23 protein-coding genes and 2 pseudogenes are annotated in these 22,361 nt (G+C 60.3%); 15 read left to right on the forward strand and 10 right to left on the reverse strand.

The annotated features are described in order from the left end of the window. Position 1 precedes the first annotated feature (1 nt). The 3 genes and pseudogenes from MU553_RS20530 to MU553_RS20540 all read right to left on the reverse strand — a co-directional run. Positions 2 to 626, reverse strand: a pseudogene (locus MU553_RS20530) (transposase); the annotation flags it as partial. Positions 627 to 708: 82 nt separating this feature from the next. Further along, positions 709 to 996 (reverse strand): DUF7521 family protein, encoded by a 288-nt coding sequence (locus MU553_RS20535; RefSeq protein WP_247381197.1) that lies wholly within the window; start codon positions 994 to 996, stop codon positions 709 to 711. Next, the gene (locus tag MU553_RS20540; RefSeq protein WP_247381199.1) at positions 993 to 1,352 is read right to left on the reverse strand and encodes an ArsR/SmtB family transcription factor; all 360 of its coding nucleotides are present in this window, start codon (positions 1,350 to 1,352) and stop codon (positions 993 to 995) included. Before MU553_RS20540 ends, MU553_RS20535 begins: the two co-directional genes overlap by 4 nt. Before the next feature lie 172 nt (positions 1,353 to 1,524). Here MU553_RS20540 and MU553_RS23820 point away from each other — a divergent pair, with 172 nt between their 5' ends. The 5 genes from MU553_RS23820 (at position 1,525) to MU553_RS20560 (ending at position 4,310) form a co-directional block, all read left to right on the forward strand. Continuing rightward, the gene (locus MU553_RS23820) at positions 1,525 to 1,965 is read left to right on the forward strand and encodes a hypothetical protein (protein WP_345893417.1); all 441 of its coding nucleotides are present in this window, start codon (positions 1,525 to 1,527) and stop codon (positions 1,963 to 1,965) included. Positions 1,966 to 1,978: 13 nt separating this feature from the next. Then, the gene (locus MU553_RS20545; protein ID WP_247381201.1) at positions 1,979 to 2,239 is read left to right on the forward strand and encodes a hypothetical protein; all 261 of its coding nucleotides are present in this window, start codon (positions 1,979 to 1,981) and stop codon (positions 2,237 to 2,239) included. Positions 2,240 to 2,419: 180 nt separating this feature from the next. Further along, positions 2,420 to 3,103, forward strand: coding sequence for an SCO family protein (locus MU553_RS20550; protein ID WP_247381203.1), 684 nt, complete (start codon positions 2,420 to 2,422; stop codon positions 3,101 to 3,103). Continuing rightward, on the forward strand, positions 3,100 to 3,648 hold the full coding sequence (locus MU553_RS20555) for a TlpA family protein disulfide reductase (RefSeq protein WP_247381206.1): 549 nt from the start codon (positions 3,100 to 3,102) through the stop codon (positions 3,646 to 3,648). The genes MU553_RS20550 and MU553_RS20555 overlap by 4 nt, the downstream gene beginning before the upstream one ends. Then, a complete protein-coding gene (locus MU553_RS20560) occupies positions 3,645 to 4,310 on the forward strand; it encodes a cytochrome c biogenesis CcdA family protein (protein ID WP_247381208.1) in 666 nt (221 codons plus the stop codon). Before MU553_RS20555 ends, MU553_RS20560 begins: the two co-directional genes overlap by 4 nt. Positions 4,311 to 4,869: 559 nt before the next feature. Here MU553_RS20560 and MU553_RS20565 read toward each other — a convergent pair. The 3 genes and pseudogenes from MU553_RS20565 to MU553_RS20575 form a co-directional block, all read right to left on the reverse strand. Next, on the reverse strand, positions 4,870 to 5,262 hold the full coding sequence (locus MU553_RS20565) for an OsmC family protein (protein ID WP_247381210.1): 393 nt from the start codon (positions 5,260 to 5,262) through the stop codon (positions 4,870 to 4,872). 116 nt (positions 5,263 to 5,378) lie between these two features. After that, the gene (lpdA, locus tag MU553_RS20570) at positions 5,379 to 6,833 is read right to left on the reverse strand and encodes a dihydrolipoyl dehydrogenase (protein ID WP_379815114.1); all 1,455 of its coding nucleotides are present in this window, start codon (positions 6,831 to 6,833) and stop codon (positions 5,379 to 5,381) included. 159 nt (positions 6,834 to 6,992) lie between these two features. Further along, positions 6,993 to 7,205 (reverse strand): annotated as a pseudogene (locus MU553_RS20575) (biotin/lipoyl-containing protein); the annotation flags it as partial. Positions 7,206 to 8,317: 1,112 nt separating this feature from the next. Between MU553_RS20575 and MU553_RS20580 the strand changes: the two are divergent. The 5 genes from MU553_RS20580 to MU553_RS20600 all read left to right on the forward strand — a co-directional run bounded on the left by MU553_RS20580 (position 8,318) and on the right by MU553_RS20600 (position 13,641). Further along, positions 8,318 to 9,028 carry a ZIP family metal transporter gene (locus tag MU553_RS20580; RefSeq protein ID WP_282594401.1) on the forward strand — a complete coding sequence of 237 codons (711 nt, stop codon included), beginning with the start codon at positions 8,318 to 8,320 and terminating at the stop codon, positions 9,026 to 9,028. Between the two features lie 1,473 nt (positions 9,029 to 10,501). Continuing rightward, entirely contained in the window at positions 10,502 to 11,341 is an 840-nt protein-coding gene (locus tag MU553_RS20585) for a ParA family protein (RefSeq protein ID WP_247381214.1), read from the forward strand. Continuing rightward, a complete protein-coding gene (locus MU553_RS20590; protein WP_247381216.1) occupies positions 11,338 to 11,763 on the forward strand; it encodes a DUF7970 domain-containing protein in 426 nt (141 codons plus the stop codon). Before MU553_RS20585 ends, MU553_RS20590 begins: the two co-directional genes overlap by 4 nt. Positions 11,764 to 12,149: 386 nt before the next feature. Continuing rightward, a complete protein-coding gene (locus MU553_RS20595) occupies positions 12,150 to 12,803 on the forward strand; it encodes a ribonuclease HI family protein (RefSeq protein ID WP_247381218.1) in 654 nt (217 codons plus the stop codon). Positions 12,804 to 13,047: 244 nt separating this feature from the next. Then, entirely contained in the window at positions 13,048 to 13,641 is a 594-nt protein-coding gene (locus MU553_RS20600; RefSeq protein WP_247381219.1) for an LURP-one-related family protein, read from the forward strand. A 177-nt stretch (positions 13,642 to 13,818) separates the two neighbouring features. Here the strand turns inward: MU553_RS20600 and MU553_RS23970 are convergent, their stop codons facing one another. Further along, complete coding sequence (locus MU553_RS23970; RefSeq protein WP_486860561.1) at positions 13,819 to 14,052, reverse strand: glycine zipper domain-containing protein; 234 nt, start codon at positions 14,050 to 14,052, stop codon at positions 13,819 to 13,821. A 227-nt stretch (positions 14,053 to 14,279) separates the two neighbouring features. Here MU553_RS23970 and MU553_RS20605 point away from each other — a divergent pair, with 227 nt between their 5' ends. Beyond that, entirely contained in the window at positions 14,280 to 14,696 is a 417-nt protein-coding gene (locus MU553_RS20605) for a DoxX family protein (RefSeq protein ID WP_247381220.1), read from the forward strand. 27 nt (positions 14,697 to 14,723) lie between these two features. Here MU553_RS20605 and MU553_RS20610 read toward each other — a convergent pair whose 3' ends face one another. After that, the gene (locus MU553_RS20610; RefSeq protein WP_247381221.1) at positions 14,724 to 15,674 is read right to left on the reverse strand and encodes a hypothetical protein; all 951 of its coding nucleotides are present in this window, start codon (positions 15,672 to 15,674) and stop codon (positions 14,724 to 14,726) included. A gap of 285 nt (positions 15,675 to 15,959) precedes the next feature. Between MU553_RS20610 and MU553_RS20615 the strand changes: the two genes are divergently transcribed. The 4 genes from MU553_RS20615 to MU553_RS20630 all read left to right on the forward strand — a co-directional run bounded on the left by MU553_RS20615 (position 15,960) and on the right by MU553_RS20630 (position 19,609). Next, positions 15,960 to 16,793: a universal stress protein gene (locus MU553_RS20615; RefSeq protein WP_247381222.1), complete on the forward strand. Its 834-nt coding sequence runs from the start codon at positions 15,960 to 15,962 to the stop codon at positions 16,791 to 16,793. Between the two features lie 261 nt (positions 16,794 to 17,054). Further along, positions 17,055 to 17,906 (forward strand): hypothetical protein, encoded by an 852-nt coding sequence (locus MU553_RS20620; protein ID WP_247381223.1) that lies wholly within the window; start codon positions 17,055 to 17,057, stop codon positions 17,904 to 17,906. 255 nt (positions 17,907 to 18,161) lie between these two features. After that, positions 18,162 to 19,166 (forward strand): alcohol dehydrogenase, encoded by a 1,005-nt coding sequence (locus tag MU553_RS20625; protein ID WP_345893426.1) that lies wholly within the window; start codon positions 18,162 to 18,164, stop codon positions 19,164 to 19,166. A gap of 152 nt (positions 19,167 to 19,318) precedes the next feature. Continuing rightward, entirely contained in the window at positions 19,319 to 19,609 is a 291-nt protein-coding gene (locus tag MU553_RS20630; protein ID WP_247381225.1) for a PadR family transcriptional regulator, read from the forward strand. Positions 19,610 to 19,684: 75 nt separating this feature from the next. Here MU553_RS20630 and MU553_RS20635 read toward each other — a convergent pair whose 3' ends face one another. Together MU553_RS20635 and MU553_RS20640 are read right to left on the reverse strand one after the other, a co-directional pair. After that, positions 19,685 to 21,325 (reverse strand): MFS transporter, encoded by a 1,641-nt coding sequence (locus MU553_RS20635; RefSeq protein ID WP_247381226.1) that lies wholly within the window; start codon positions 21,323 to 21,325, stop codon positions 19,685 to 19,687. A 195-nt stretch (positions 21,326 to 21,520) separates the two neighbouring features. Then, positions 21,521 to 21,859 carry a PadR family transcriptional regulator gene (locus tag MU553_RS20640; RefSeq protein ID WP_379815054.1) on the reverse strand — a complete coding sequence of 113 codons (339 nt, stop codon included), beginning with the start codon at positions 21,857 to 21,859 and terminating at the stop codon, positions 21,521 to 21,523. Between the last annotated feature and the right edge of the window lie 502 nt (positions 21,860 to 22,361).

A 22,361-nucleotide genomic window follows, 5' to 3' on the forward strand; every position in this document is an offset into this window, starting at 1 on the left:
CTCGATAGTGGCTTTGCGGTCTTACGTCCTTTTCACGGTGTTTATCGCGTAATTGCATCCAGTCGTAGCCTTTGTCGGCGGCGAGGCTGGTCAGGTTGCCTGCCGCTACGCAGACGACCTCACCAGCCGAGCTGTGTGTCGTGGGTTTTCTCGGTCGTACAGTGAACGTCAAGAATGACTTGACTCTCTGTGTCGACGAGCGTGGTCGCTTTGAGTGTCTGAACGCGATAATTCGTCCGGCGGCAGTAGTGCTTGCTCGCGTTCTCGCGATCGAAAAACGTGGCGTCGATGGCGGCGTGACCCGATAGCTCGTGCAACTCCGACGGGAGTCGAAGCAGAACTCGCCAGACTTTTATCTCAAATCTAGCAGGCGTCTTCACTGACGGCAACTGATCGGGGAGAGTTCCCGCTTCAAGGCCGATCTCCCCGAGAACATGCGGCATCTCACTCAACAGATCGAGTGGGTTGCAGTACGTTTCATCACAGTACACCCGCAGACAGTGCAGCGATACGAGAGCGTAGTCGGTGACGTCGCCGCCCAAAGGGGTGGCGACTTCGCCTCTGCCATCAACGACATTGTTAGCTAACGTTACCGCTTTGCTCGTGAAGTGGTCGATTTTCGATATAGGGCGTCGCCAATTTCCTGCTGCATCTTCCAGGTTCTATCGGGCGAAACCGACGCTATCTAGTGATTCACAGGAGTCGAACCTAGATGTTCTGGTGGTCGGAATCGAGCGTAATCGAACGCAAGATCAGAACCATTCCGAGAGAGACGAGTATCGCCTGAACGAGCGCGGCTGAAAACATCGACGTGTCGAGCGCGGTAAGAATGAGCCCTTCGCAAATCGCCCCAACCCCGATGAACACGAATCCCACTGAGACGTAAAACATCGGCGAGCTTTCGCTTCGTCGGTACGCATAGAACGCGAGATAGGCGACCGAAAGGCTGAGCAGCAACGCGATCAGCTTTATGAGGATAATTGGGATGCTGATCATACGTTATCACGAATGTTCTCCCAGAGCGTGGTGAAATTATCGGCGAGTTCGTCACGTGTCTCGACCGAGAGTTCGAGCTCACCGTCCGAAATCGAGACGTGGAGCGATTCGATCGTCGTCTCGAACAGTTGCTTGTGTTCGCCACCGGACCCGATGGTCGAATGCACCGCGATGAAATCGTGTTCTCGCAACGTGGAAATCCGCCGGTAGATCGTCGCCAACGACGCATCACATCGCTGGCTCAGGTCCTTCGCCGTGCGCGGTTCCTCGTCAGCGGCGAGCAAAATCTCCCGTGAATAGTCGTCCGCGAACAGCTGAAAGAGGGCCGCAGAGTCGCCGACGTCACCTGTCGTCATGTGTCCACATACTGAGTTCGTCTGCAAAGAAGCGACGGTTCGACACGACCGCGATTGAGGGAGCATACAGCTTTACCGATCTCGAGGCTGTGAGTGGATCAGCCCGGCTTTTCTACGAACGAGCAAACAGCCGATTCCCTTTATCTCCCATGCACTGAAACGACGGGCACGGATGCGATCTCCATCGAGACATCATCTCAAAGCAGTGCTCGTCGGGACAGGCGCGTTCGTCCTCTTTGGTGTCGTGACTGGCCTCATCCCGAACCCACTGTACATTCGGCGAGTGCCACGAACGCCACTGGATTATCTCTTTCTCACGCTCACGTCCGCATTCCTGGGTGTGTACACCTACCAGCGAACGAGCGCCCAGCGCAGCGATGATCGAACAGCGACTGCGAGTGCCGTCCTGGGCTTTCTGGCATTCGGCTGCCCGATCTGCAATGCGTTCCTCCTCGCTCTGTTTAGCAGCTCCGCTCTGATGACGTATTTTGACCCGTTACGGCCGCTGCTCGGCGCCGTGAGTGTCGTTTTCTTTGCGGGACTCCTCTATGTCCGGTCACGGAGTTCGTGTGACACCTGTACAATTGAAACACAGGACCAACAATCGCACTAGCAGTAAATAAACGATGACTGACGCTTCTCCAGACGCGACCGACGAGGCGAGGTCGAGGGGACGATGGTCGCTCCTCGGACTCGGTGGGACAGTAAGTCTCTGCTGTCTCGTTGCGGCACCGGCAACGACGGGTGCTGTCGGGACTGCAGTCGCCGGTGGGACGACGGCAGCACTCGGTGGCGGCCTCGTCCGCGTCCTCGTTTCGGCAGTGACGGTCGGTATCATCGGTATGGCTCTTCAGATGTGGACGTCCTCCCCGTCATGTAAGCGGTGACCTCCCACCCTGGTCGGTGACTTCTGTAGCGACGTAGCAACGTAGCCCGCCCCGCCTCGCGTTAACACACCTGAGCCCTAGCGCGTCCGATGGCAAATCTCCGGAATAGTCAATATAGCTTCTTTGCTGGGACTGCAAAACGCCAGCCGATATTTGTTCGGGTCGTGGCAAGCCCGAACCATGGATCGTCGAACCTATCTCCGGTCGGTCGCCGCGACCGGGACCACTGTCAGCATCGCGGGGTGTCTTGGCGTATTTGATGACTCCGGGTCCGAGAAGACGGTGCTCGGCCCGCCAGAACTGGATCTGAGTGAGGCATCGCATCCGAGTTATGGCGACGAGATGCCGGCGTTCACTGTTCCCGATCCGATTGCAGATGAGGAGATATCAACCGCAGACTGCGAGGGGAAAGCCATCCTCTGGACGTCGTTCTACACGAACTGTCCTGACGGCGTCTGTCCGGCCCTCATTCTCCGCCTCCGTCGAGCGCAGGAAGTCGCAGCTGCGGAGGGATATGGCGACGACGCCGCCTTTCTGGCGCTCACCTTCGACCCCGAGCGTGACACGACTGATGTCCTCCGGGAATACGCCGGCCAACAGGGCGTCGATCTAGACGCTGGCAACTGGCATTTCCTCCGACCGGAGAGCTACGAGGCGGGCCAGGAACTGTTAGACGAGCACTTCGGGCTCGTCATCGAGAAGAAACCCGCCGACGACCTCGAGAACCTGGAGTACCAGTTTCCCCACTACGGGCTGATCCTCCTCGTTAACAAGCGCGGGATCGTCGAGCGAGCCTACCCAAACGGGGCGACGGTCGACGTCGAGCGGGTCGAGGACGACTTCACGCAGGTGGTCTCGGCATGAAGCGTCGGCACCTCCTCGCCGGACTCGGGAGTGCCGGTGTACTTGGCGGCGCTAGCCTCGTTGCAACCGGTGCGATTCCCGACGCGCTCGACGGCGGGACTGACACGCCGGAGCCAGTCGAACCGACGACGCTCGAGACGATCGAAGCGCCGGGAAGCCGCGACGGCGAGGTGACGATCCCCGCCGACGATCGGGCCACGTTCGTCGACTTCTTCGGGACGTGGTGTGCGCCCTGTGTCGAGCAGATGCCGGCGCTCGGCGAGGCCGAAGACCGGCTCGGCGACGAGGTGCTGTTCGTCTCCGTGACGACCGAAGACGTTGGGGGCTCGCTGACCGAGGAGACAGTCGTCGACTGGTGGCGCGAAAACGACGGCGACTGGCTGGTTGCGGCAGACGTGACCGCCGAGCTCGCGGCGAAACTCAACGTAGGAGCGTACCCGACTGCCGTTGCAATCGATGCGACCGCTCGGATCCAGTGGTCCGAACCGGGTGTCCACACCGCCGACGAGATCGTGGCGGGTATCGAGACGGCGCTCGACGCATGATCAGCGAGACGCTCGTGACAACTGTCACGTTCGCCCTCACAGCGGGGGTCGCGACCTTCTTTTCGCCGTGTGCGTACCCGCTCCTGCCGGGCTACGTTGGGTTCTACGTGAACTCCGTCGACACCGAGAGCGCCTCCGTTACTGGCGCAGGGATCCGCGGCGTAGCAGCCGCAATCGGGGTGCTTGCGACGTTTTCCCTTCTGGGCGGTGCAGCAGCGTGGCTGGGGCACGAAACGCTGTCAGACGTCACCATCTTCGACACTGTCGTCGGCGGACTCCTCGTCGTCTTCGGGCTGCTTGTTGCGCTCGGCCGCGCTCCGTCTCTGTCGCTCTCGCTGCCACAGCGGCGTTCGAGCGTTGCCGGTTTCGGTCTGTTCGGTGCGGGGTACGCGCTGGCCGGTGCTGGCTGTGTCGCGCCGATCTTTCTGGCTGTCGTTGCTCGCGCCATCACCCTTCCGACCGAGGCAGCGGTGCTCGTTCTGGGGGTCTACGCCGGTGTCGTCGCTGTGCTGATGGCGGCGACGACCGTCGCAACTGGGGTCGGTATCGTCAGCAACGCCAATCGCGTGCTGACGCACGCCGGCTGGGTAAAGCGGCTCGCCGGTGTGGTCATGGTGATTGCTGGCGGCGGCCAGTTGTACCTTTCACTTGTCGTCTACTGATCTCTGATCGACACTCCGGTGCTGGGAGCTCCCCTGGGCAGAGTCGAACCGGCCAACGAGGCGAGCACGCCCCTGCTCGCGTCCCGCGTCGCTGCTGCAGGAATCGCAACACGCGACTCTCGTTTCTGTTGCGACGGGCGGCTGTCTTTCCGACGGTTTCGCAGCTGAACGTGTCGCTTCGTGCCGGACTGTCGGCTCCGGGAGGGAAACCGGTCCATTGCCTCAGTCGTCTCCCTCGTCGTGCCGCTCCAACAGAATGCCCTCGAGGGACTGCTGCACCGGCTCGCTGTACATTCATTTGCCGATAATGTGTCGGGTAATTGGATTGCCTCGATGAGCGTCCCTCGAGAAACGCCCGTCGGGTGTCCCTCGAGTAGGGCCTCGAGCGCTGTGACACTCTTCGGTGGTTCGAGAAAGAGATAACTGGTCACGCGGACCTCCGTCATCCGTTCGTCGTCGGTGACGACGATCTCGAGAAGCGTTCCATTCGGGACTTTCAGTGTAGCACTATCGTGTATCAGTCCGAAAAACGTGTGAATAGTGCTACCGCGCCGAAAGACTAGAACGCGTCGTCTTCGACCGTGATGTCGGCGTGTAGGTCCTCGCGAAGCGCCGCGTGTACGTGACAGATCTCTTCGCCGAGGGCGGCGAGTTCCTCGGGATCGTCGACGTCAGCTTCGACTTTCAACGTGAACTCGATGGCCTCGAGATCGTCCTCGTCGTCGAGTGTGGCCGATGCGTCGATCTCTAACTGACCAAGATCGTCGTAGCCGGCTTTTTGCGCACCGACTCGGACGGCCGGGAGGAAACACGACGCGTAGTCGGCGACGAGCACCGCGACCGGATTCGGACCCGTCTCTTCCATCGGATCGATGGCGAGTGCGAAGTCGCCGATGACGCTCTGTGTGTCGAAGCCGTCGTCGCTAGTCGTCGTCAGGGAGATGTCGTCCATGTCTATATTGTACAACATCCACTATTCAGCAAAAGGCCTTGTGAATCGATCGGATATAAATACGGTATCGAAACGAGCGGACAGCGGTCCCGTATCGGCGTCTGCCGACAGGGCCCTCAGCGCGTGTGGATCGCTTCGTCGCGAGCGTCGGCGGCGGCTTCCATGATCGCCTCCGACAGCGTTGGGTGCGTGTGGACCGTTCCGGCGAGCGTCGAGAGATCGGCACTGACCTCGAGTGCGAGCGCGATCTCGCCGATCAGTTCGGAGGCGTTCGGGGCGACAATCTGGGCGCCGAGGACACGTTCTGTTGCCGCATCGGCGACGACGCGAACGAACCCATCAGTCGCTTCGACGGTTAGCGCCCGGCCGTTGGCCTGGAGAGGCATCCGTCCGACGACTGGATCGTAGCCGGCGTCGGCAGCTTCGTCGCGTGTCAGCCCGGCCGTCGCGACCTCGGGGTCGGTGAACACCGCGGCTGGCATCACCTCGTGGTCGAGTGCGGCCGGCTGGCCGGCGATCGCGGCCGCGGCGATCTCACCCTCGTAGCTGGCCTTGTGTGCGAGCATCGGTTCGCCGGCAATGTCGCCGATGGCGAAGACGTGATCGCGGACCGTCCGTCCCTGTGCGTCGGTCGGCACGAATCCGTCTTCGTCGAGTTCGATGCCGAGCGCCTCGAGGTTGGCAGTGTCGGTCGCCGGTTCACGCCCGGCGACGACCAACGCGGCGTCGGCGGCGAGTTGCGCCGTCGCGCCGTCTTCGTCCTCGGTCGTCACGAGGACGCCGTCGTCGGCTGGCTCCCAGTCGGCGGCGCGCTCTCCGAACCGGAACTCGACGCCGTACTCGACGGCCTGCTCGCGGACGACCCGTGAGATGTCGTCGTCGTACATCGGCAGGACGTCGTCGAACATCTCGACGGCAGTGACGTCTGTACCCAGTTTCGCGAAGGCTGTTGACAGCTCCATGCCGATGTAGCCCGCGCCGATGACGACTAGCTCGTCTGGCCGGGTGGACAACTCGAGTGCGTCACTTGAGTCGAGAAGGTATTCGCCGTCAGGTTCGAATCCCGGGATCTCGATGGGGCGGCTCCCGGTGGCGACGATCGCGTACTCGAACGAGAGGGTGGCCTCCCCGTCGTCGGTTGAGATGCGGGCGCGGTGGTCGTCGACGAACGCCGCGTGGCCGTCCACGAGCGTGACGCCGGCTGCGCGACACAGGCTCTCGACGCCGCCGGTCAGCTGATCGACCACACTGTCTTTCCAGTCGGTCAGTCGGTCGACGTCGATGCTGATCTCGGCGGAGATTCCCAGATGCTCCGCAGTCGTCGCTTCGTGGGCCACGTCTGCCCCGTGGATGAGTGCCTTCGACGGGATACAGCCGTCGTTGAGGCAAGTGCCTCCGTAGGCGTCCTTCTCGACGAGCGTGACCTCGAGCCCGAGCTGGGCGGCGCGGATGGCCGCGACGTAGCCACCGGGACCAGCCCCGATAACGAGTACTTCGGTCGACGCGGGAACGCCATCTGCGGTGTTCGCGGACGCTTTTGACGGTCCCGTGGACCCGGTCCCCTCCTCGATGCGGGTGACAGCCGGGGTCACGCCCTCAGCCGACTCGTGCGCGTCGTTTTCCTCGTCCGGCGTCTCGAGTCGCGTTACAGCCGGAGTGAGGTCATCGGCATCCGCGTCATCGGAGGTGTCGTCTGGGACTGTCCCGTCGGTATCAAAACGCAGGACGACTTCGCCGACGGAGATGGTATCGTCGAGGTCAGCGACGACTTCGGTAACGGTGCCATCGACCGGTGCCGACACCTCGATGACGGACTTGTCGGTTTCGACTTCAGCGACGAGATCGCCTTCGGTAACGACGTCACCCGGTTCGACGTGACAGGCGACGAACGTCCCCTCATCTGCGTCGTTTCCAAGCTCCGGGAGCTCGAACTCGTAGGTCATCAACCCTGACTCAGTTCTCGCATCTAATATTGTCTTTGATCTGCAATACTAACGGGAAACGGTAGCATGTGATTCCGTTTAACTGGCCGGAGATGCGAAGACATAGCGTCAAAAAGATGGCAATTGATTCAAGTACAGTAATGTATTTCTAAGCCTATATTAAACAACACCAGACAACTGAACTGTCGAGAGTACCGGACTACTTCCGGTCACAATTTGATTCGGCATCTACTGTTCACGACGGGGGGAGGTCACGTCTGCATCGGCCGAGCTGTGAACAGTGAGTAGTCGAGATCGTCGTGTTCTATCAGGGCGAGCGCGTCTTTCGAGAGTGGCGACCCATCCGTTGGTATGAGCATTTCCCGTGCCATAGCAGATGGTTGGGTCAGAACAGTGGTTGAGGTCACCAAACGCAGGTACATCGACAAATTTGATATTTAAATGGCGTGTATCAGTCCAATCTTGCGGCTGGTGGAACGATTGTTCCCGTCGCAATTGCCGTCTGCCGCTCGCGACGCTTTGAGAGATCCTTTCCAACCGAGCCTGTGACTCTCTGAGCCTGGCTGCTCGTCCCGTTGGCGGACAACCGACATGCGGGGAGCTGCACTTCAGCAGGCAACGCTGGCCAAGTGCCTCACACGCAGAATATGGCCCATTCATCGGCTCAGTGATAGCTACGTCGATGTGGCAGATGTGTTATACATACACAATTACGCCGTATTGGCTGGTGGCTGGAGACGTCCGCCGAGGCGCGATCGCCCGGTGACTGATGCGCTGATTCAAGAAGCGGGGCTGTACCGAGGGCACGCAGAGGGACGAGAAATGAGGCGAAGACGTGTTTCCAGCCACCGCAGTCGTGAATTGCCCGGTGCGATCGGACTGCACGTTGTGGGAACGGGCGCAACTATTAATAATATACAGAGTATAGTTATTAACGTACAATAGTGACCGGGAACAACCTTCACTCAGGCGCGGGGTATCAGCAGCACGACAAACAAGCATGGCTGCTTGGTGGTCTCGGAGTAGCTGTGCTACTCGTCTTCTCAGTCGGTGGGGCGTTGGCAGGCGTGAACTGGAAACTCATCGCGGTTTCGTGGACGGCGTTCGCGGCGATGGCGGTCGGTGCCCCGCTCGGCGCTCGGGCGGTATCGACTGACCACCCACTGGAACCCGTCTGGGGCTACGGGCTCGCCAGCGGTGCGATGGTGACCAGCGCGGCGCTTTTCCTCGTGCCCCAGGCACTCGGCCAACACACTCGGCTCGGGAGTCTCGGGATCGCACTCGGGTTTCTCGGCGGGTACGTCGGTCACACCGTCAGCCACCGTTTCACCCACCTCGAACTCCCGATCGATCACACGGCGTCCGAGCTGACGGTCCACGCACTCTCTGCAGGGGCCATCATCGGGGCGATTTACACCGCGATGCCGTCGTTGACGTCGATCCTCGGCATCGCTCTGGTCTCACACAAAGCGCCGGCCGGCTACGCGGCAGCGCGACGGCTGGCGGCGAGGGGTCGATCCGTCGTCACGCTCCTGTTGCCAGCGGCTGCAGTCGGGCTCGTCGCTCTCCCCGTCGGTATCGTTGGGTTCTCGCCGGCGAGCGGACTGCGAGGGTTGCTGTTTGGCATCGCAGCAGGGGTGTTCCTGCACGTCGCCGTGGACCTCCTCCCCGAATGCACCACCGGCAGTGACACCTGTCCCGTCGACGCGTCGGACCATTCGGGTGACGTCCACCAACTCCAAGACCGCCTCCGGACGCACGCAGCCGTGAGCGCTCTCGTCGGCGGTGCAGCGGTCGCTGCGGCCTGGGCGCTCGTTATCTGAGGGAGCCCGATGTGCCATCAGCGGCCGGGACGAACTCGCCTCGTGCGAGCCGAACTTGTGTCTTCCACTCTGCCTACCCTCCAGCGCCAGACTCGTGGCGTTTGCCGACTGCGTCTCTGTCCGGCGTTGGTCGCTGTCGCGCGACTGCCCGAGAGAGTTCTCTGCAGTCGTTTCTGCACGTGATGAAAAGCGAGGGAGGAACTCAGTTGCTGTCTCCGGTGTCGGTGCTGAGAGTGCCGTATTCGCCCACCAGAGACAAAATAACAATACACCAATAATTGATGTTGTGTAGTTGTCTCGGTCAGACAAGTACACAACACAACATGGCGGAGGTAGTATTACAGGCAGGAATGAACCGCATACCGCTATATAGAATCAGGGCGGCCCGATTATCCATGGAGAATCAAACCAGCCCATCACGAGCATCACTAAGAGGGCCCAGATCAGGAGAACCATCAGCCCAGCCTGGAGAATTCGTCTTTCGCCAGTTCCCTCAGCGAGGAGACTACCAGGGTACCAGTACGGCCGCCGTTCCCGCGAGCGTATTTGTTTCCCTAAGCGAAGCCGATGCTGACAGTTCGCGTAGTTCACTGGAGTCCACTGCAGTGAATGAGAGGTACGATCACTCGCCGTAATTCGATGGAACCCGATCGATAGTGCAGGCCTCTTGCGCGCGCGGAATAACAACTATCAGTTCGGCGCTAGAGGCTGACGGGATGACTGTTCGCTACACGATATTTTTTGCTAGCCCGATCCGCCACACCGATTACGAAAGAATCGAGCCGTCACAACGACGTGGTTCACTATCAGTTCTGAGGGTCGTATCGAGTCCGACGGACCCCGAAGTGAGGGATCGCCTAGTCCTCGAGAGGAGCACAGAAGCACTGCGGGTGTGCTCTTCAGAAGCCGATCGAGACGCCAGCTCACCCAAGCATCTAAGACGTGTGCCTAAGTTAGATATCTAACTTAGATATAGTCCGTGTTTCCTGAGGAAGACCTCGGGAAGAGAGACGTCCCGAGCAGGGGATAGCGTCCGCTGTTACTGGTGAGACAACATTCAGATCAGACGGGGATTCAGCTCGTGTGTACGTTGCCGACAAGCGTATCGTTTCCCTGGAGAGAATAGTTACTTCGTTTGCTCACTACCAGAGATAGCGATCTTTGTAACCAAACTAATGCATGTAAGTCATTTAACCACCCCATACGACAAACATAGATACCAAACACAGACAGCAAACATGCATAGGTTACTATTATATCATACTCACACATCTACGGTACACATATATATTATTAACACAACACATATTTCCAACTTATAAATTTATCTTATGTCCCTATCTAAGATGTGTTAGTTAGATTTCTGAGTTAGATTAGTGTGGTAGAAAACACAGCCATATTACTCACTTAGATATATATCGAACGTCACTTGTCTGACGAAGTTACTTATCTCCCCCAGACATATGCGTGAGTATGCTGGCGTACACTGTTTACAGTGAAGCAGGGGGCGTCGGGAAAACGACGCTCGCCGCAAACCTGGCAAAGGCGGAGGCACGTGCCGGCCGCGACGTGTTGGTAATCGATCTCGACACACAGGAAGCGTCCCTTTCGCATCTCCTCGACGTCGCTGATGACCGCGGGAACGATCAGGCGGATAGCCTGTTACGTCACATGATCGATCGACCGCGGGGACCGTTCGAGGACCTCATCAAAACGAGCGAGGGGATCGATATCGTCCCGGCCCACAACATCCTCGAATACGCCTCGAAACACCTGCGGCGTCGCGAGGAGGAAGCAGCTGATTTCGGCGAGTCGTTCAACCCGAACAAGCAACTGCTCCGAGTGCTTCGGGAAGCCGGCGTCCAGGACATGTACGATACCCTGATTATCGACCCCCCGGCGACGGCAGACATCAAGCTCCATAATGCGATCCATGCGACGCGGCACCTGGTGATCCCGTTCGAACCATCGGGCAAAGGCTATGAATCCGTCCAGGGACTCGACCAACTCGTCAGTGGGCTCGAAAATAATCTCGGTATCGAGGTCGGTGTGCTCGCAGTCGTCCCGAATCGCTACAAAGGAATGAACGATCAGGACCGGTTCCTCGAAGAACTCCAGAGAGACGGGTGGGATATCCCGATCACCCTCCGCGAGCGCAGTTCCCTCCTCGAGGGGTGCTGGGCAGAACAGTGTACAGCGTTCACGTACGTTGACGAGCACCGCGAAAGGGAGCGCGATCACGAATTAGAGACGCTCGAAAAATTCGACCAACTCGCCGAGTACATTCGAGCACCGACGGAGGTCGAAGCATGAAACAAGGGTCAGCTGACGATCCATTCGCCAGCGAACCATCGGAAGAGTCCCCGACGACGTCGTCGACTGAGACAGCGTCGAACTCAGAGCCGACGACCGTCACGGAAGAGCCCACAGAAACCACAGGACAGGCCGAAGCTGAAACCACAACGACGACGACAGACGACAGACCCACGACCAATCAGCCGCTGCCCTGGATCTATCACCGGGAAAACGCCAGGGACGGTCGGGAAAAAACGAAGCAATTGCACCTTCAACAGTCTACCGCACAACAAGAGAGCGCATTCCGTTCTGAAGTCGAGGAGAACGTCGGGGAAAGTGTCGAGTTGACTGACCTCCGCGAAGCCGCAATTCTGGTTGCGATGAACCACCCCAGCGAGGTTGCGGATCAACTCCGGGAGTGGGGCTACGATTACCAGTGACGCCGTTCTCCCGGTGATTCTCGAACGAGCTAGGTGCGGCCACCGCGGCGAAGGAAAGGGCCCTCGTTTCATATAGCCACATGCAGTTTACGAGTGGGGCCGAATCCATCGTCGACTGAACCATTGCAATGTCACTGATGGCAAAATCAGCAGTCTACGCCCAGTCAGCTTCGGATTCCATCGACGGACACAGTCTGTGGGAGCTGTAGTAATCAGTGGTCCCATTACGAGTGACTGACTCGAAACGTGTCACAACCGGTACCATCTGAAGGGATTATCCCGCTTGACCACCGAGAGGTCTCCATGCAGTGGTTCAATCGGCCAACGACCGTATCCGGGAGTGCGGATGTGAGAGCCCGCTACCGAAGCCGAAGGGAGAAGAGGGCGTGACTGACGACCCGCACCCGTCCGAACACCTCTCACCGCTCGCCACGCTCGTCGACGAAGTACTCGCGAATGTCGGTTACGACATGGCAGCTGCTACCGACGGTATCGACGACGCGGTCCCCGGCTACGGCGGCCTGTTCGATCCCGCGACCACCCAGAGCGAGTTACGTCGCGCACTCGAACGGCTGCTGGCGTCGGGGGTCACCCAGCCATCGATCCCCGAGCCGACGGACGGACCCTTCGTCCTGTACGTCGACGGCAGTTCACGGGGCAACCCCGGCCCCGCAGGTGCGGGCGCTGTCATCATGGACGCTGGGGAGAACGAACTCGCCCGTCTCGGCCGCCCCGTCGGCTCCCGGACGGGGAACAACACCGCAGAGTACGTCGCCCTCCAGCTAGGTCTCTCCGAACTCCTGGCCCGCTACGAGCCACAGCGTCTGGAGGTGCGTATCGACTCGATGACGGTCATCCGAGACATCTGGGGCGGCAATGACCCAACGGAACAAGGCGTCGAAACGTACAGCGAGGCCGTCACGGCGGCGCTGTCGAGCATCCCGAACCACCAGTACACGCATCTAGCGGACAGTGACCCGAACCCCGCCGACGCGCTCGCGACAGTAGGTGCGGATATCGCGGCGCTCGGACCTGGGTAGTGGTGTCACGCCGGTTGAGCTACCGACTCTGTTGAAACCCTCAGAATCTTCGGGAGGAATCGCGTGCTAACTGGCACCTCGATAACGGTACGACGATTCTGACAGCAACTGGTCTGTTTATGACGCAGATCGCGACGCGAGGTGATCGACAGGGGTTGGTTCCTCTACTCCCTATGTAAACTCATTGTTGTATTGAAACTGGTGGCCCGGCTTTAAGTGTATCATAGGCAAACAACCTCGAACAATGAGAGCACCACAGGAATACGAGATCGCTGCCCTCGACTTCTCTGGCACCGAGTATACCGTCGAACAGACAGGGACGGACAAGAACTTTCGCCCCGAATACGAAGCCAGGGACGTCACTGGCGAGACGCTCTTTCACTGCACCCACCAGATGTACGAGAGCAACGATAGGTTCCCCTTCGTCGACGACGACGGAACTGAACTGTTCACTGTCGAGGCCAGCGGCAAGTGGGACATCGCCGGCGACTATCTGCTCACAGATAGCCAGACCGGAGAGGAACTCGTCATTTTGGACAACGACTTTTCGCTCTTCCAGGACACCTGGCGCATCCGTGACGCCGAAGACGAGTCGCTCCTGGCCGAAATCAGTTCACGTGGCGCACTCTACACCGTCGCTCGAAAGCTCCTGCCAGTGGGCCAGTGGATCGGACACAAGTTCGAGGTGACCGATGCCGAGGGCAACTCAGTGGGGACCATCGAGAGCGGGTTCGCCGTGTTTGACAAGTACGAAATCACGATCAGCGATCGCAGTTCGGTCCCACTCGCTCCGATCGTGGCGGGAACAGTTGTTATCGATGGAATACAGGGGAATTGACATCGAACGAAGTATCCCCAGACGGTCGATTGGCGCAGCCATCCCCAGATTGTTTCGTAGAGAACTCAACGGGCCGATCTCGGATTGATTGCTGAGCAAACACTGACCTTCCCACGATCACTGGGACCGATCCAGGTGCTGTCAGAAGGAGTGGAACAACGGTACTGAAGGTGTGAACTACTCCGGCTTCGTCGCCTGCTCGTGCCTCGTTTCCCGCGTACGACCGATTGCTGCTCCGAGGACGAACCCGATCGCGATGCCGAGGGGGATATTCTCCATCGCTGTACCAACGCCAGCACCGAGAGCGAGTCCGAGTCCGACGCCAGTTGCGGTTGCCCGGTCCCTTCCAGATGATTCGGACACGTACCAGTTCAGCTGGGAGAGATAGAAAGGCGTGCCTGTGTCTCGCACTCGGAGATCAATTGACCGAAGTGCGGTGAATCATCACGCGCGGAAGATCTGTCCGCCTACGTCCTGGAGGAGGATAATCCCTTCTCCACCAGAGACAGACTCTGTGTCGGAGAGTTCCCGCGTCGATATCGACCATTGGTCTAGGGATGCCTCCTGAGCAGAGGCTTCAGTCGCGACGCGACAGTTGAGCGAAACCGTTTCACCGTCGTGTACAGTACCAGTGAACGATGAACGAGGTTCTGCAGCGGTTCAAGCGTCCGCTCTTGTATCTAATGGGACCGCTGTACGTCGTCGCAGGCGTGTTGCATTTCGTCGTGCCGGAGTTGTACGTCCAGATCGTGCCTCCGGTTTTGCCGGCAGCGCTGGCACTCGTCTATCTATCCGGCGTCGCTGAAGTCGCTGTGGGTATCGGCCTCTTGATTCCGCGCACGCGACGGTATGCAGCGTGGGCGACGGTCGCGTTACTCGTCGCCATCTTCCCGGCCAACGTCTACATGGCGACCAGTGGTGTCGTCATCGAGGGGCTACCCGGTGGCGGCGACCCCTCCGCCCTCGTTCGGTGGGGGCGCCTCCCCCTTCAGGGCGTGTTGCTCCTCTGGGCACTCTGGTATACCCGGCCTCCGAGGGAAGCAGACCACAGCTAACCGGACCCAGACCGGTCGGGACGCAGTTTATTCCGGGACCGAGCGGTCGTCGTGTCGTATCTGGAAGCGGTCGAAGCCGTCACGGAGTGCGAGCCAGACGGCGAGTGCGATCCCGAGCAGCAACACGCCGTCACCGAGGGGTACCAGAATCGGACCGGCCGGATCCCAGAGGTCGACCGGTCTGTACGGGGGGAGCAGGGCCGGCGCGATTCGGACGAGTGCGCCGACACCGAAGACGACAGCGAGACCTTTCAGCACGCCACGAAGCGTCGGCTCCGGGCCGGTAACGAACAAGACGGCCAGCATGAATGCCGTCTCGACCACCCACTCGATCGGGGCTTCGTTGGCGGGAGTACCCCCTGCAGAAACGGTCACCGGGAAGGGAGCGCCGGCTGGCTGCACGAGGAGGTCCTGGACGAATGCTGTCACCACAGCCCCGGTCACAGCGAGCAGGCCCGCGACCGATGCCGCGACGGCGGCACGGCCCACGTCGAGGTCCATCGCGATCTCGGTGTCGGTGAGGACGGCGAGCAGCGGGTGTGCTGGCGCTTCGAGCGTAATGAACTCGTACCCGCCACCGAAGGCGATCCAGTACGCCACCGCGATGCCGAGAAAGCGGCTCACCTGGACCAGCGGCTCGGCGGCCACCCGTGGTGTGAGGGGAACCATCGGTGTAACGAGTCGCTGTACGACAGCGAGGGAGAGATGCCCGAGGTAGATGAGCGCCACACCGCCCACGAGTGTCCGTCGCGTAACGCCGCGGCCGACGACGAAGACCACGGCCAGGAGGACCGGCGCATACCACACGAACGACGATCCCCAACTACCCACCACGACGAACAGGAACTGCCCGGTCGCAGGGAGGCTACTCGCGAGCGCTGCCTGAAGCACTGTGAACGCGAGGAAGGTGCCGGAGACGAACAGTGCCGACAGAAGTGCACTGGCGACCCCACGGCGGAGGGCAAGGCGGGAGTGCATCACACAGAGCTACCTATTCGTACTGGGATATACCTTCTGCCTAGCCAACACGATTGCAGGACCAGCCGCTTCCTGTCGTGTCTTCGTGCGACAGTATTCACAAACTTACGGTGACAGTTGAGAGTCCGCCCGCCACCGTGATGGGGTTTGTGTCATCGGGTGTCCGCTTCCTCCCCGACCTCGAGGGTCGGGGCATCGGCCTCGCATCGCCTATGGATTCAGTCACACAGTCGTCTCAGAAATCGTGCGATAACCCCTAACAGAGTTGGGGCCGAACCATCTGCTATGGCACGGGAAGTGTTACTACCGACTGACGGATCGCCACTCTCGCAAGCGGCACTCGAACATGCCATCGCCACGTTTCCGGATGGAAACATTACGCTCCTTTACGTCGTCGACGCTCGCTTCACTACCCCGGACGACGACGAGTTGCGACCTGAACGGCAGTTTCCCGAGTTGCTCGAGATCGCTGACCGTCACGATGTCGAGGTAGCAACCGAGATCCGCGTTGGTCATCCGGCGCGTGAGATTGTGACCGTTAGCGAGGAAACCGACGTCGACGAGATCATGATGGGAAGCCACGGCAGATCGGGGACGTCACGAATCCTGTTGGGAAGTATCGCCGAGCGCGTCCTGCGGCGAGCGCCCGTCCCCGTCACGATCGTACGCCCCCAGCAACGGATGGGCGACAGGCACCATCTCGTCCCCATCGACGGCTCAGAACAATCGCGAAAAGCGCTCGAATACGCCGTCTCGGTCTTTCCGGAGGTCGAAACGACAGTCGTCCACGCGATCGACCCACTAGAGACACACTTCGGCGACGGAGAGTTCGTCCACACCGAAGCAGAGTACGAGCAAATCGAAGCACAAGCAGAGCAGGTACTCGCAGACGCAGCGGCGCTCGCTGCAGAGTACGACGTCAACGTCACGACGACGACACTCACCGAATCGAGACCGAATCTACCAGCGGAGGCGATCCTGGACTACGTCGAAGACAGCGACATCGACCACGTGATTATGGGGAGCCATGGCCGGTCTGGGACATCGAGGATTCTCCTCGGAAGTGTCGCCGAAACCGTTGCGAGACGGGCGGCTGCCCCCGTGACAGTCGTCCGCTAGTGGATGCGGACTTCACCTCTTCGACCGTCAGGACGACTCGTATGTGTTCTTCGATACCGACGTGAGAGTTCTCCGGTCGATCAACAGTAGGAAGACTTCGCCGGGGTGGACAGCCCTCACGTACTGGGGAGTTTTTCGGCTAGTTGGACCGACCGGTAACGCCACCAACCGAAGCTCGGTGCCTATAATTATTAGCAGCAGATCCAAACCAGATAATGAAATCCAGGTTTAACTTGTGAGTCTGAGACCAACCAGAGAGCAATGAGTGTCGTGGTACATGCCCTTGCAGTTGGAGGCCTCCTCGGAGGCGCGTACGGCATGTGGTTGGCCCGTCAAAACTATCGTACGCTCCGGCAGATGGGGAACGCGGAAACCACCCCAACGCGCGAGGTGCGGCCAAACACTGCCGTTGAGGTGTCGGGGACAGTCTCGGCAGCCGCCGAGACGATTCCATCGCCTGTCACGGGCACGGAGGCAGTCTGCTGTGCGTGGCAGGTTGAGACGTGGGATGAGGCCACGAAATACAACATGTGGCGGCCAACAGCGATCGGTGTCACGAGCGTGCCGTTCGCGATCGAAGACGAATATGGACAGCTGCGCGTCGCTCCCGGGACACACGCACACGAGTTTCCCAACAGTTCGTTCGATCTCGTCGGGCAACTCAAAGTACTGGGAGAGCTACCCCAGACAACTCAGGGTTCAGTCGGGGCTGGCTACGTGGACGAAGAGCTCTCGGTGGAGATGCAACAGTGGGACGCCGCAGTTGAAGTCGGAGCTGAGGAATCACCGCCGGCTTCGATTCAGCGATTCGTGGACGAAACAGCGGCGGTACAACCCGCAACAGGCTCACCGCTCACGAACCTCGTCGATATCGGCAGACAGCACGGAAGCCGTCGGTACCGAGAAGCGCTATTGACACCGGGAGAGGCGTGTTACATACTGGGTATGGCCAACGAAAACGGAGTCCTCACGCCAGACACGGGGAAACTCTGGGTTGGACGCGGGACAGAAGAGGGCCTCGTTGCGAGCAAGCGAAAGCATCTTTTGCGGAATGGCGCTGTCGGTATCGGGGGGTCGCTGCTCGGACTCGGTGCCACAGCACTGCTCCTTTGAGAGACGACCACCGTTCAGAGTGCAGCCCGCTGGATTACTCGTCTCCAGGCCGACGTACGCGATGGCTTTGACCTCAATTCGTCGCTTCGGGCGGCGTGTCACGAGTGCGACGAACGTGCGCGTCATTTAGTATTATCGACATAACGCACTCGCTGTGACTGTCCACCGCCCGGAGGCAGGTAAGCGGGCGGTTGTTTCCGGCTTTCCAGACTTTATCCGACTCGGTCCCCACCAATCTATCGTATGTCCGATACAATGCAGGCAGCGGTCGTTCCGGAACCGGGTGCCGAGTTCGAGATCGTCGAGCGCGAGATCCCCGACCCGGAGCCAGGGGAGGTCCGGGTCGCGGTCGAGGCCTGTGGGATCTGTCACAGCGACGCGTTCGTGAAATCGGGCGGCTATCCCGGGCTCTCGTACCCGCGGATTCCCGGCCACGAGATCGCGGGTCAGATCGATGCCGTCGGCGCGGACGTCGACGACTGGTCGGTGGGCGATCGCGTCGGCGTCGGCTGGCACGGTGGCCACTGTTTCACCTGTGAACCGTGTCGCCGTGGGGACTTCCTCCAGTGTGAGAACGGCGAGGTAACGGGCATCACCTACGACGGCGGGTACGCCGAGTACGCGACCGTGCCCGCGGAAGCCGTCGCGGCCGTGCCCGACGAACTGGACGCAGTCGACGCCGCACCGCTGTTGTGTGCCGGCGTGACGACGTACAACGCCCTGCGAAACAGCGACGCACGCCCGGGGGATCTCGTCGCCGTCCAGGGCGTCGGCGGACTCGGCCATCTCGGCATCCAGTACGCCCACGCGGCGGGCTTCGAGACCGTCGCGCTGTCGACCAGTGGCGACAAGGAATCGCTCGCCCGCGAACTGGGTGCCGACCACTTCGTCGACGTGACCGAGACTGACCCGGCCGAGCGGTTACAGGACCTGGGCGGGGCGTCGGTCGTCCTCGCGACTGCACCAGCTAGCGACGCCATCTCCTCGGTCGTCGGCGGCCTCGGGATCGATGGCTCGGTCGTCGTCGTCGGCGTTCCCGGGGAGCCGGTCTCGGTCGACGCCCAGCAACTCGTCGGGACGCGCGGCAGTGTCTCGGGGTGGGCGTCGGGTCACGCTCGCGATTCACAGGACACCCTCGAGTTCAGCTCGCTCCGCGACATCACGCCGGAAATCGAAACCTTCCCGCTCGACGAGGTCGAGACGGCCTACGACCGGATGATCGACAACGAGGCGCGGTTCAGAGTCGTGCTCGAACCCTGAGCCGTCTAGATCACCCTCGACCTCCGGACGCACGTGACTACGATACTGACGGTGAATGCCCGATTTCCGGCGTGTTCGGGTGGGACGTTTTTCGACCCTACCTAACCATTTAGACGCCACTTTCTTCCGGATATTTGTGGAGATTTCTCGTGATGTTTGACCTCACTGGATTCCAACGAGACATCTTGTACATCATCGCTGGCAAAGACGAACCCCATGGACTCGCCATCAAGGACGAACTCGAGAGCTACTACGAGGAAGAGATCCACCACGGGAGACTGTATCCCAATCTCGATGACCTCGTCGAAAGTGGTCTCGTCGAGAAGGGCAAAAAAGACCGCCGGACCAACATGTACTCACTCACGCAACAGGGGACGACAGAGGTCACCTCACGCCGCGAGTGGGAAGGCGACTACCTCAGCCACGTCGAAGTCCCCGCGTAGTAGCAGCCACCGGCGGTTTTTCGAGAGACGACCCGGCGCCCAGAGCCAGGTCTTCTCTTTCGAAGCAGGTGTCGGTCAGTCCTCCACGGCTGTGTCAGCCGTCTCACGCGATGGCTCGGGGCGTGATTCGGGGTGGGCAGGTGGGTCGTCGACGTCCGGTATCTGCCGTGGCAAGAACGTCGACGCGAGCAGTAAGACCAGCACGAACAGGACGAGCAGGAGGAGTGCCGCCCGTTGCGCGTCGAACATCGCGTTCTCAAAGATCCCCCTGAGTAGTTGCCGTTGTGCTGGCGGCAGGTGGGTCAGGAACTGTTGGCGCGTGGCTTCGGTCGCTGTCTCTGCGGCGTCTTCGAGGGCGATCACCAGGTCGTTTCGGTCCGCCGTCGAAACGGTCACGTGTTCTGCCCGGAGGACCCCGTCGACGACGCCCCCGTAGAAGTGGCCGAGGAAATACGAGCCGACGACCGCCGTCCCCATGGCGTAGCCGATCGAACTGCTGACGTTCAGGACGCCGGATGCCTCGGCAGAGTCCGCAGTCGGGACGGCCGACATCGTCATATTGGAGATCTGAGCCAGTATGAGCCCGACACCGGTCCCAACGAGCGCCACCGGGAGCGCCATCCTGGTGATCGTCTGAGTAGGCCCCGTCTGCTCGTACAATACCCCCAGACCGACGCCCATACACACGATACCGATCTGAATGAGCGTCCGTGGCGCGATGAACTTCCGCCAGCCGGTCGTAAACGCCGCGAACAGGACCGACGCGAGCGAATACGGCAACAACGCGAGCCCGGTTTCGAAGGCAGTGTACCCGAGGACGGCCTGGAGATAGACCGGGAAGATGAAAAAGAAGCCGGCCGAGACGATCGAGCGAAGGTTGTACGTGAGAACGCCAGAGAGGAACGCGCGGTTCGTCAGGACGTGCAGCGGAACGAGCGGCGACTGCCCCGCACGCTCCAGTCGCCGTTCGTACTGAATGAACGCCGCGAACGCGAGGAGGCCCACTCCGAGCAACCAGAGCGCCGGTGAGGTCCCGAACGGGTTGACCTGCCTCCCCCCGACGACGAACGGCTGCCGTGCGACGACCCACCCGTATTTGCCACTCACGAGGAATCCAGTGACGAGCGACGTCGACCCGACGATGGACAGCACCGTCCCGCCCGTATCCAGCGCGCTGGGCTGGTCCGACAGTGGGTGCGGCGTCACGTACCGAACGAAGACGAGAATGACCGCGACGCCGACGAGCTGGAGCGCAAAGCCCCACCGCCAACTCGCGTAGGTGGTTAATGCGCCACCGAGAATCGGGCCGAGCGTCGAGCCGAGCCCGCTGACGCCGGCCAGCAATCCGAACGCTGTCGCCCGAGCGTCGTCATCGTAACTGACTGTCAAGACAGTGAACGTCAGGGGAAACAACACAGCGGCCGCGGCACCCTCGATGACTGCCCAGCCGAGATAGAGGATCGCCGTATTCCAACTGATCGCCGCCACCAGCGTCCCACCGGCATAGAGGAGCAGTGCGATAGCCATGACACGCCTCGTATTCCGCCGCGACGGGAGCGTCCCGGCTGGGAGGATCAGCGCAGCGATCACCAGCGAGTAGAGGGCAACCGCCCCCTGAATCACGGTGATCGAGGTATCGAACTCCGCGACCATCGTGGGGATGGCCACGTTCATCAGGGATGCATTGATGACGATCAGAAACGTCGTCAGGCTCACGGCGATCGCTGGGGCCCAGTACTGGACGCGCGACTGCCCGTCCGGAGCGCGATGAGACCTCCCACTGGAAGTAGACTCATCTGGAGGCATACACCGGGTTACAACGTTGTTCCTCAAATAGCACCCTCGTCGGGCAGGTACACGCGCCTATAGTATCACTAACACCGGAGACTGTCCCGGTGACCGACCACGTCTCTACGCGGTCGCGTCGTGGTAGTCGTCGAGAATGGCGGCGATTCGATCACGCTGCTCACAAAGGAACTGTTCCCCCTGCTCGGTCAGCGTATATTCGTTCGTGCGTTTGTCAAGGGCCGTCTTCTCCACGAGTCCGTCGGTCACTAAGTCGTCGAGGTTGGGATACAAGCGGCCGTGGTTGACCTCGCTGTTGTACACGTCTTCTAACTGCCGTTTGATTGCGAGCCCGTACGACGCTGTCTGAGCGCCTTCCAGTTTCGCGATTGCCAGCAGCGTCTCCTGCTGGAACGTGCTGAGGTCACTGAATGATTCGAGACCGTCGGTCGTGGGGGTTTGCATAGCCGTCATGGGTGCTCGTCTGGATAATCCAACCGTTGGCCACCGTCTGTTCGCGTTCACATCGGTGGTGGATTTGCACAATTCAACGGTCGGTGACTATCAGAGAATAATGTATTCTGTTCTAATATACTTTCTGATGCACAAAGTTTGGTTTGGCATTGGAAAACCGAACTAATTTAGTGCAACACGAGTCAGATTAGTAGAACTGCATTCCATTCTGTCACCCTTATTTGAACGGATATTGTGTCGCACGTGAGGGGGCACAGCCTCTCGCTACAGAGAATTGTGTCCATGATTCAATACTCGAAGCAGCATCGAAACACCAGACTGGCCTTGCACCGGTGCCTTCTGCGTTCACGGCAGTGTTCGAGCGTACCCAGTTCGCTTACTGTCTGCTGAATACACAGCGCCTATCGGGCACTCCAAATTCACTGAGCGGCTGGCGAAGTTGCCAACGGAGACGAGAATCAGTGCCGCCCAAATTCGAGAAGTTCACGCTGTG

Source organism: Halorientalis brevis, assembly GCF_023077655.1.

Bases quoted from the DNA above. Each gene is read 5' to 3' on its own strand.
- MU553_RS20600 (WP_247381219.1), top strand. From the start codon at position 13,048: ATGAGAGCACCACAGGAATACGAGATCGCTGCCCTCGACTTCTCTGGC.
- MU553_RS20640 (WP_379815054.1), bottom strand. From the start codon at position 21,859: ATGCAAACCCCCACGACCGACGGTCTCGAATCATTCAGTGACCTCAGC.
- MU553_RS20590 (WP_247381216.1), top strand. From the start codon at position 11,338: ATGAAACAAGGGTCAGCTGACGATCCATTCGCCAGCGAACCATCGGAA.
- MU553_RS20550 (WP_247381203.1), top strand. From the start codon at position 2,420: ATGGATCGTCGAACCTATCTCCGGTCGGTCGCCGCGACCGGGACCACT.
- MU553_RS20585 (WP_247381214.1), top strand. From the start codon at position 10,502: ATGCTGGCGTACACTGTTTACAGTGAAGCAGGGGGCGTCGGGAAAACG.
- MU553_RS20610 (WP_247381221.1), bottom strand. From the start codon at position 15,674: ATGCACTCCCGCCTTGCCCTCCGCCGTGGGGTCGCCAGTGCACTTCTG.
- MU553_RS23820 (WP_345893417.1), top strand. From the start codon at position 1,525: ATGCGATCTCCATCGAGACATCATCTCAAAGCAGTGCTCGTCGGGACA.
- MU553_RS20630 (WP_247381225.1), top strand. From the start codon at position 19,319: ATGTTTGACCTCACTGGATTCCAACGAGACATCTTGTACATCATCGCT.
- MU553_RS20580 (WP_282594401.1), top strand. From the start codon at position 8,318: ATGGCGGTCGGTGCCCCGCTCGGCGCTCGGGCGGTATCGACTGACCAC.
- MU553_RS20555 (WP_247381206.1), top strand. From the start codon at position 3,100: ATGAAGCGTCGGCACCTCCTCGCCGGACTCGGGAGTGCCGGTGTACTT.
- MU553_RS20560 (WP_247381208.1), top strand. From the start codon at position 3,645: ATGATCAGCGAGACGCTCGTGACAACTGTCACGTTCGCCCTCACAGCG.
- MU553_RS20535 (WP_247381197.1), bottom strand. From the start codon at position 996: ATGATCAGCATCCCAATTATCCTCATAAAGCTGATCGCGTTGCTGCTC.
- MU553_RS20545 (WP_247381201.1), top strand. From the start codon at position 1,979: ATGACTGACGCTTCTCCAGACGCGACCGACGAGGCGAGGTCGAGGGGA.
- MU553_RS20540 (WP_247381199.1), bottom strand. From the start codon at position 1,352: ATGACGACAGGTGACGTCGGCGACTCTGCGGCCCTCTTTCAGCTGTTC.
- MU553_RS20565 (WP_247381210.1), bottom strand. From the start codon at position 5,262: ATGGACGACATCTCCCTGACGACGACTAGCGACGACGGCTTCGACACA.
- MU553_RS20620 (WP_247381223.1), top strand. From the start codon at position 17,055: ATGAGTGTCGTGGTACATGCCCTTGCAGTTGGAGGCCTCCTCGGAGGC.
- MU553_RS20615 (WP_247381222.1), top strand. From the start codon at position 15,960: ATGGCACGGGAAGTGTTACTACCGACTGACGGATCGCCACTCTCGCAA.
- MU553_RS20625 (WP_345893426.1), top strand. From the start codon at position 18,162: ATGCAGGCAGCGGTCGTTCCGGAACCGGGTGCCGAGTTCGAGATCGTC.
- MU553_RS20605 (WP_247381220.1), top strand. From the start codon at position 14,280: ATGAACGAGGTTCTGCAGCGGTTCAAGCGTCCGCTCTTGTATCTAATG.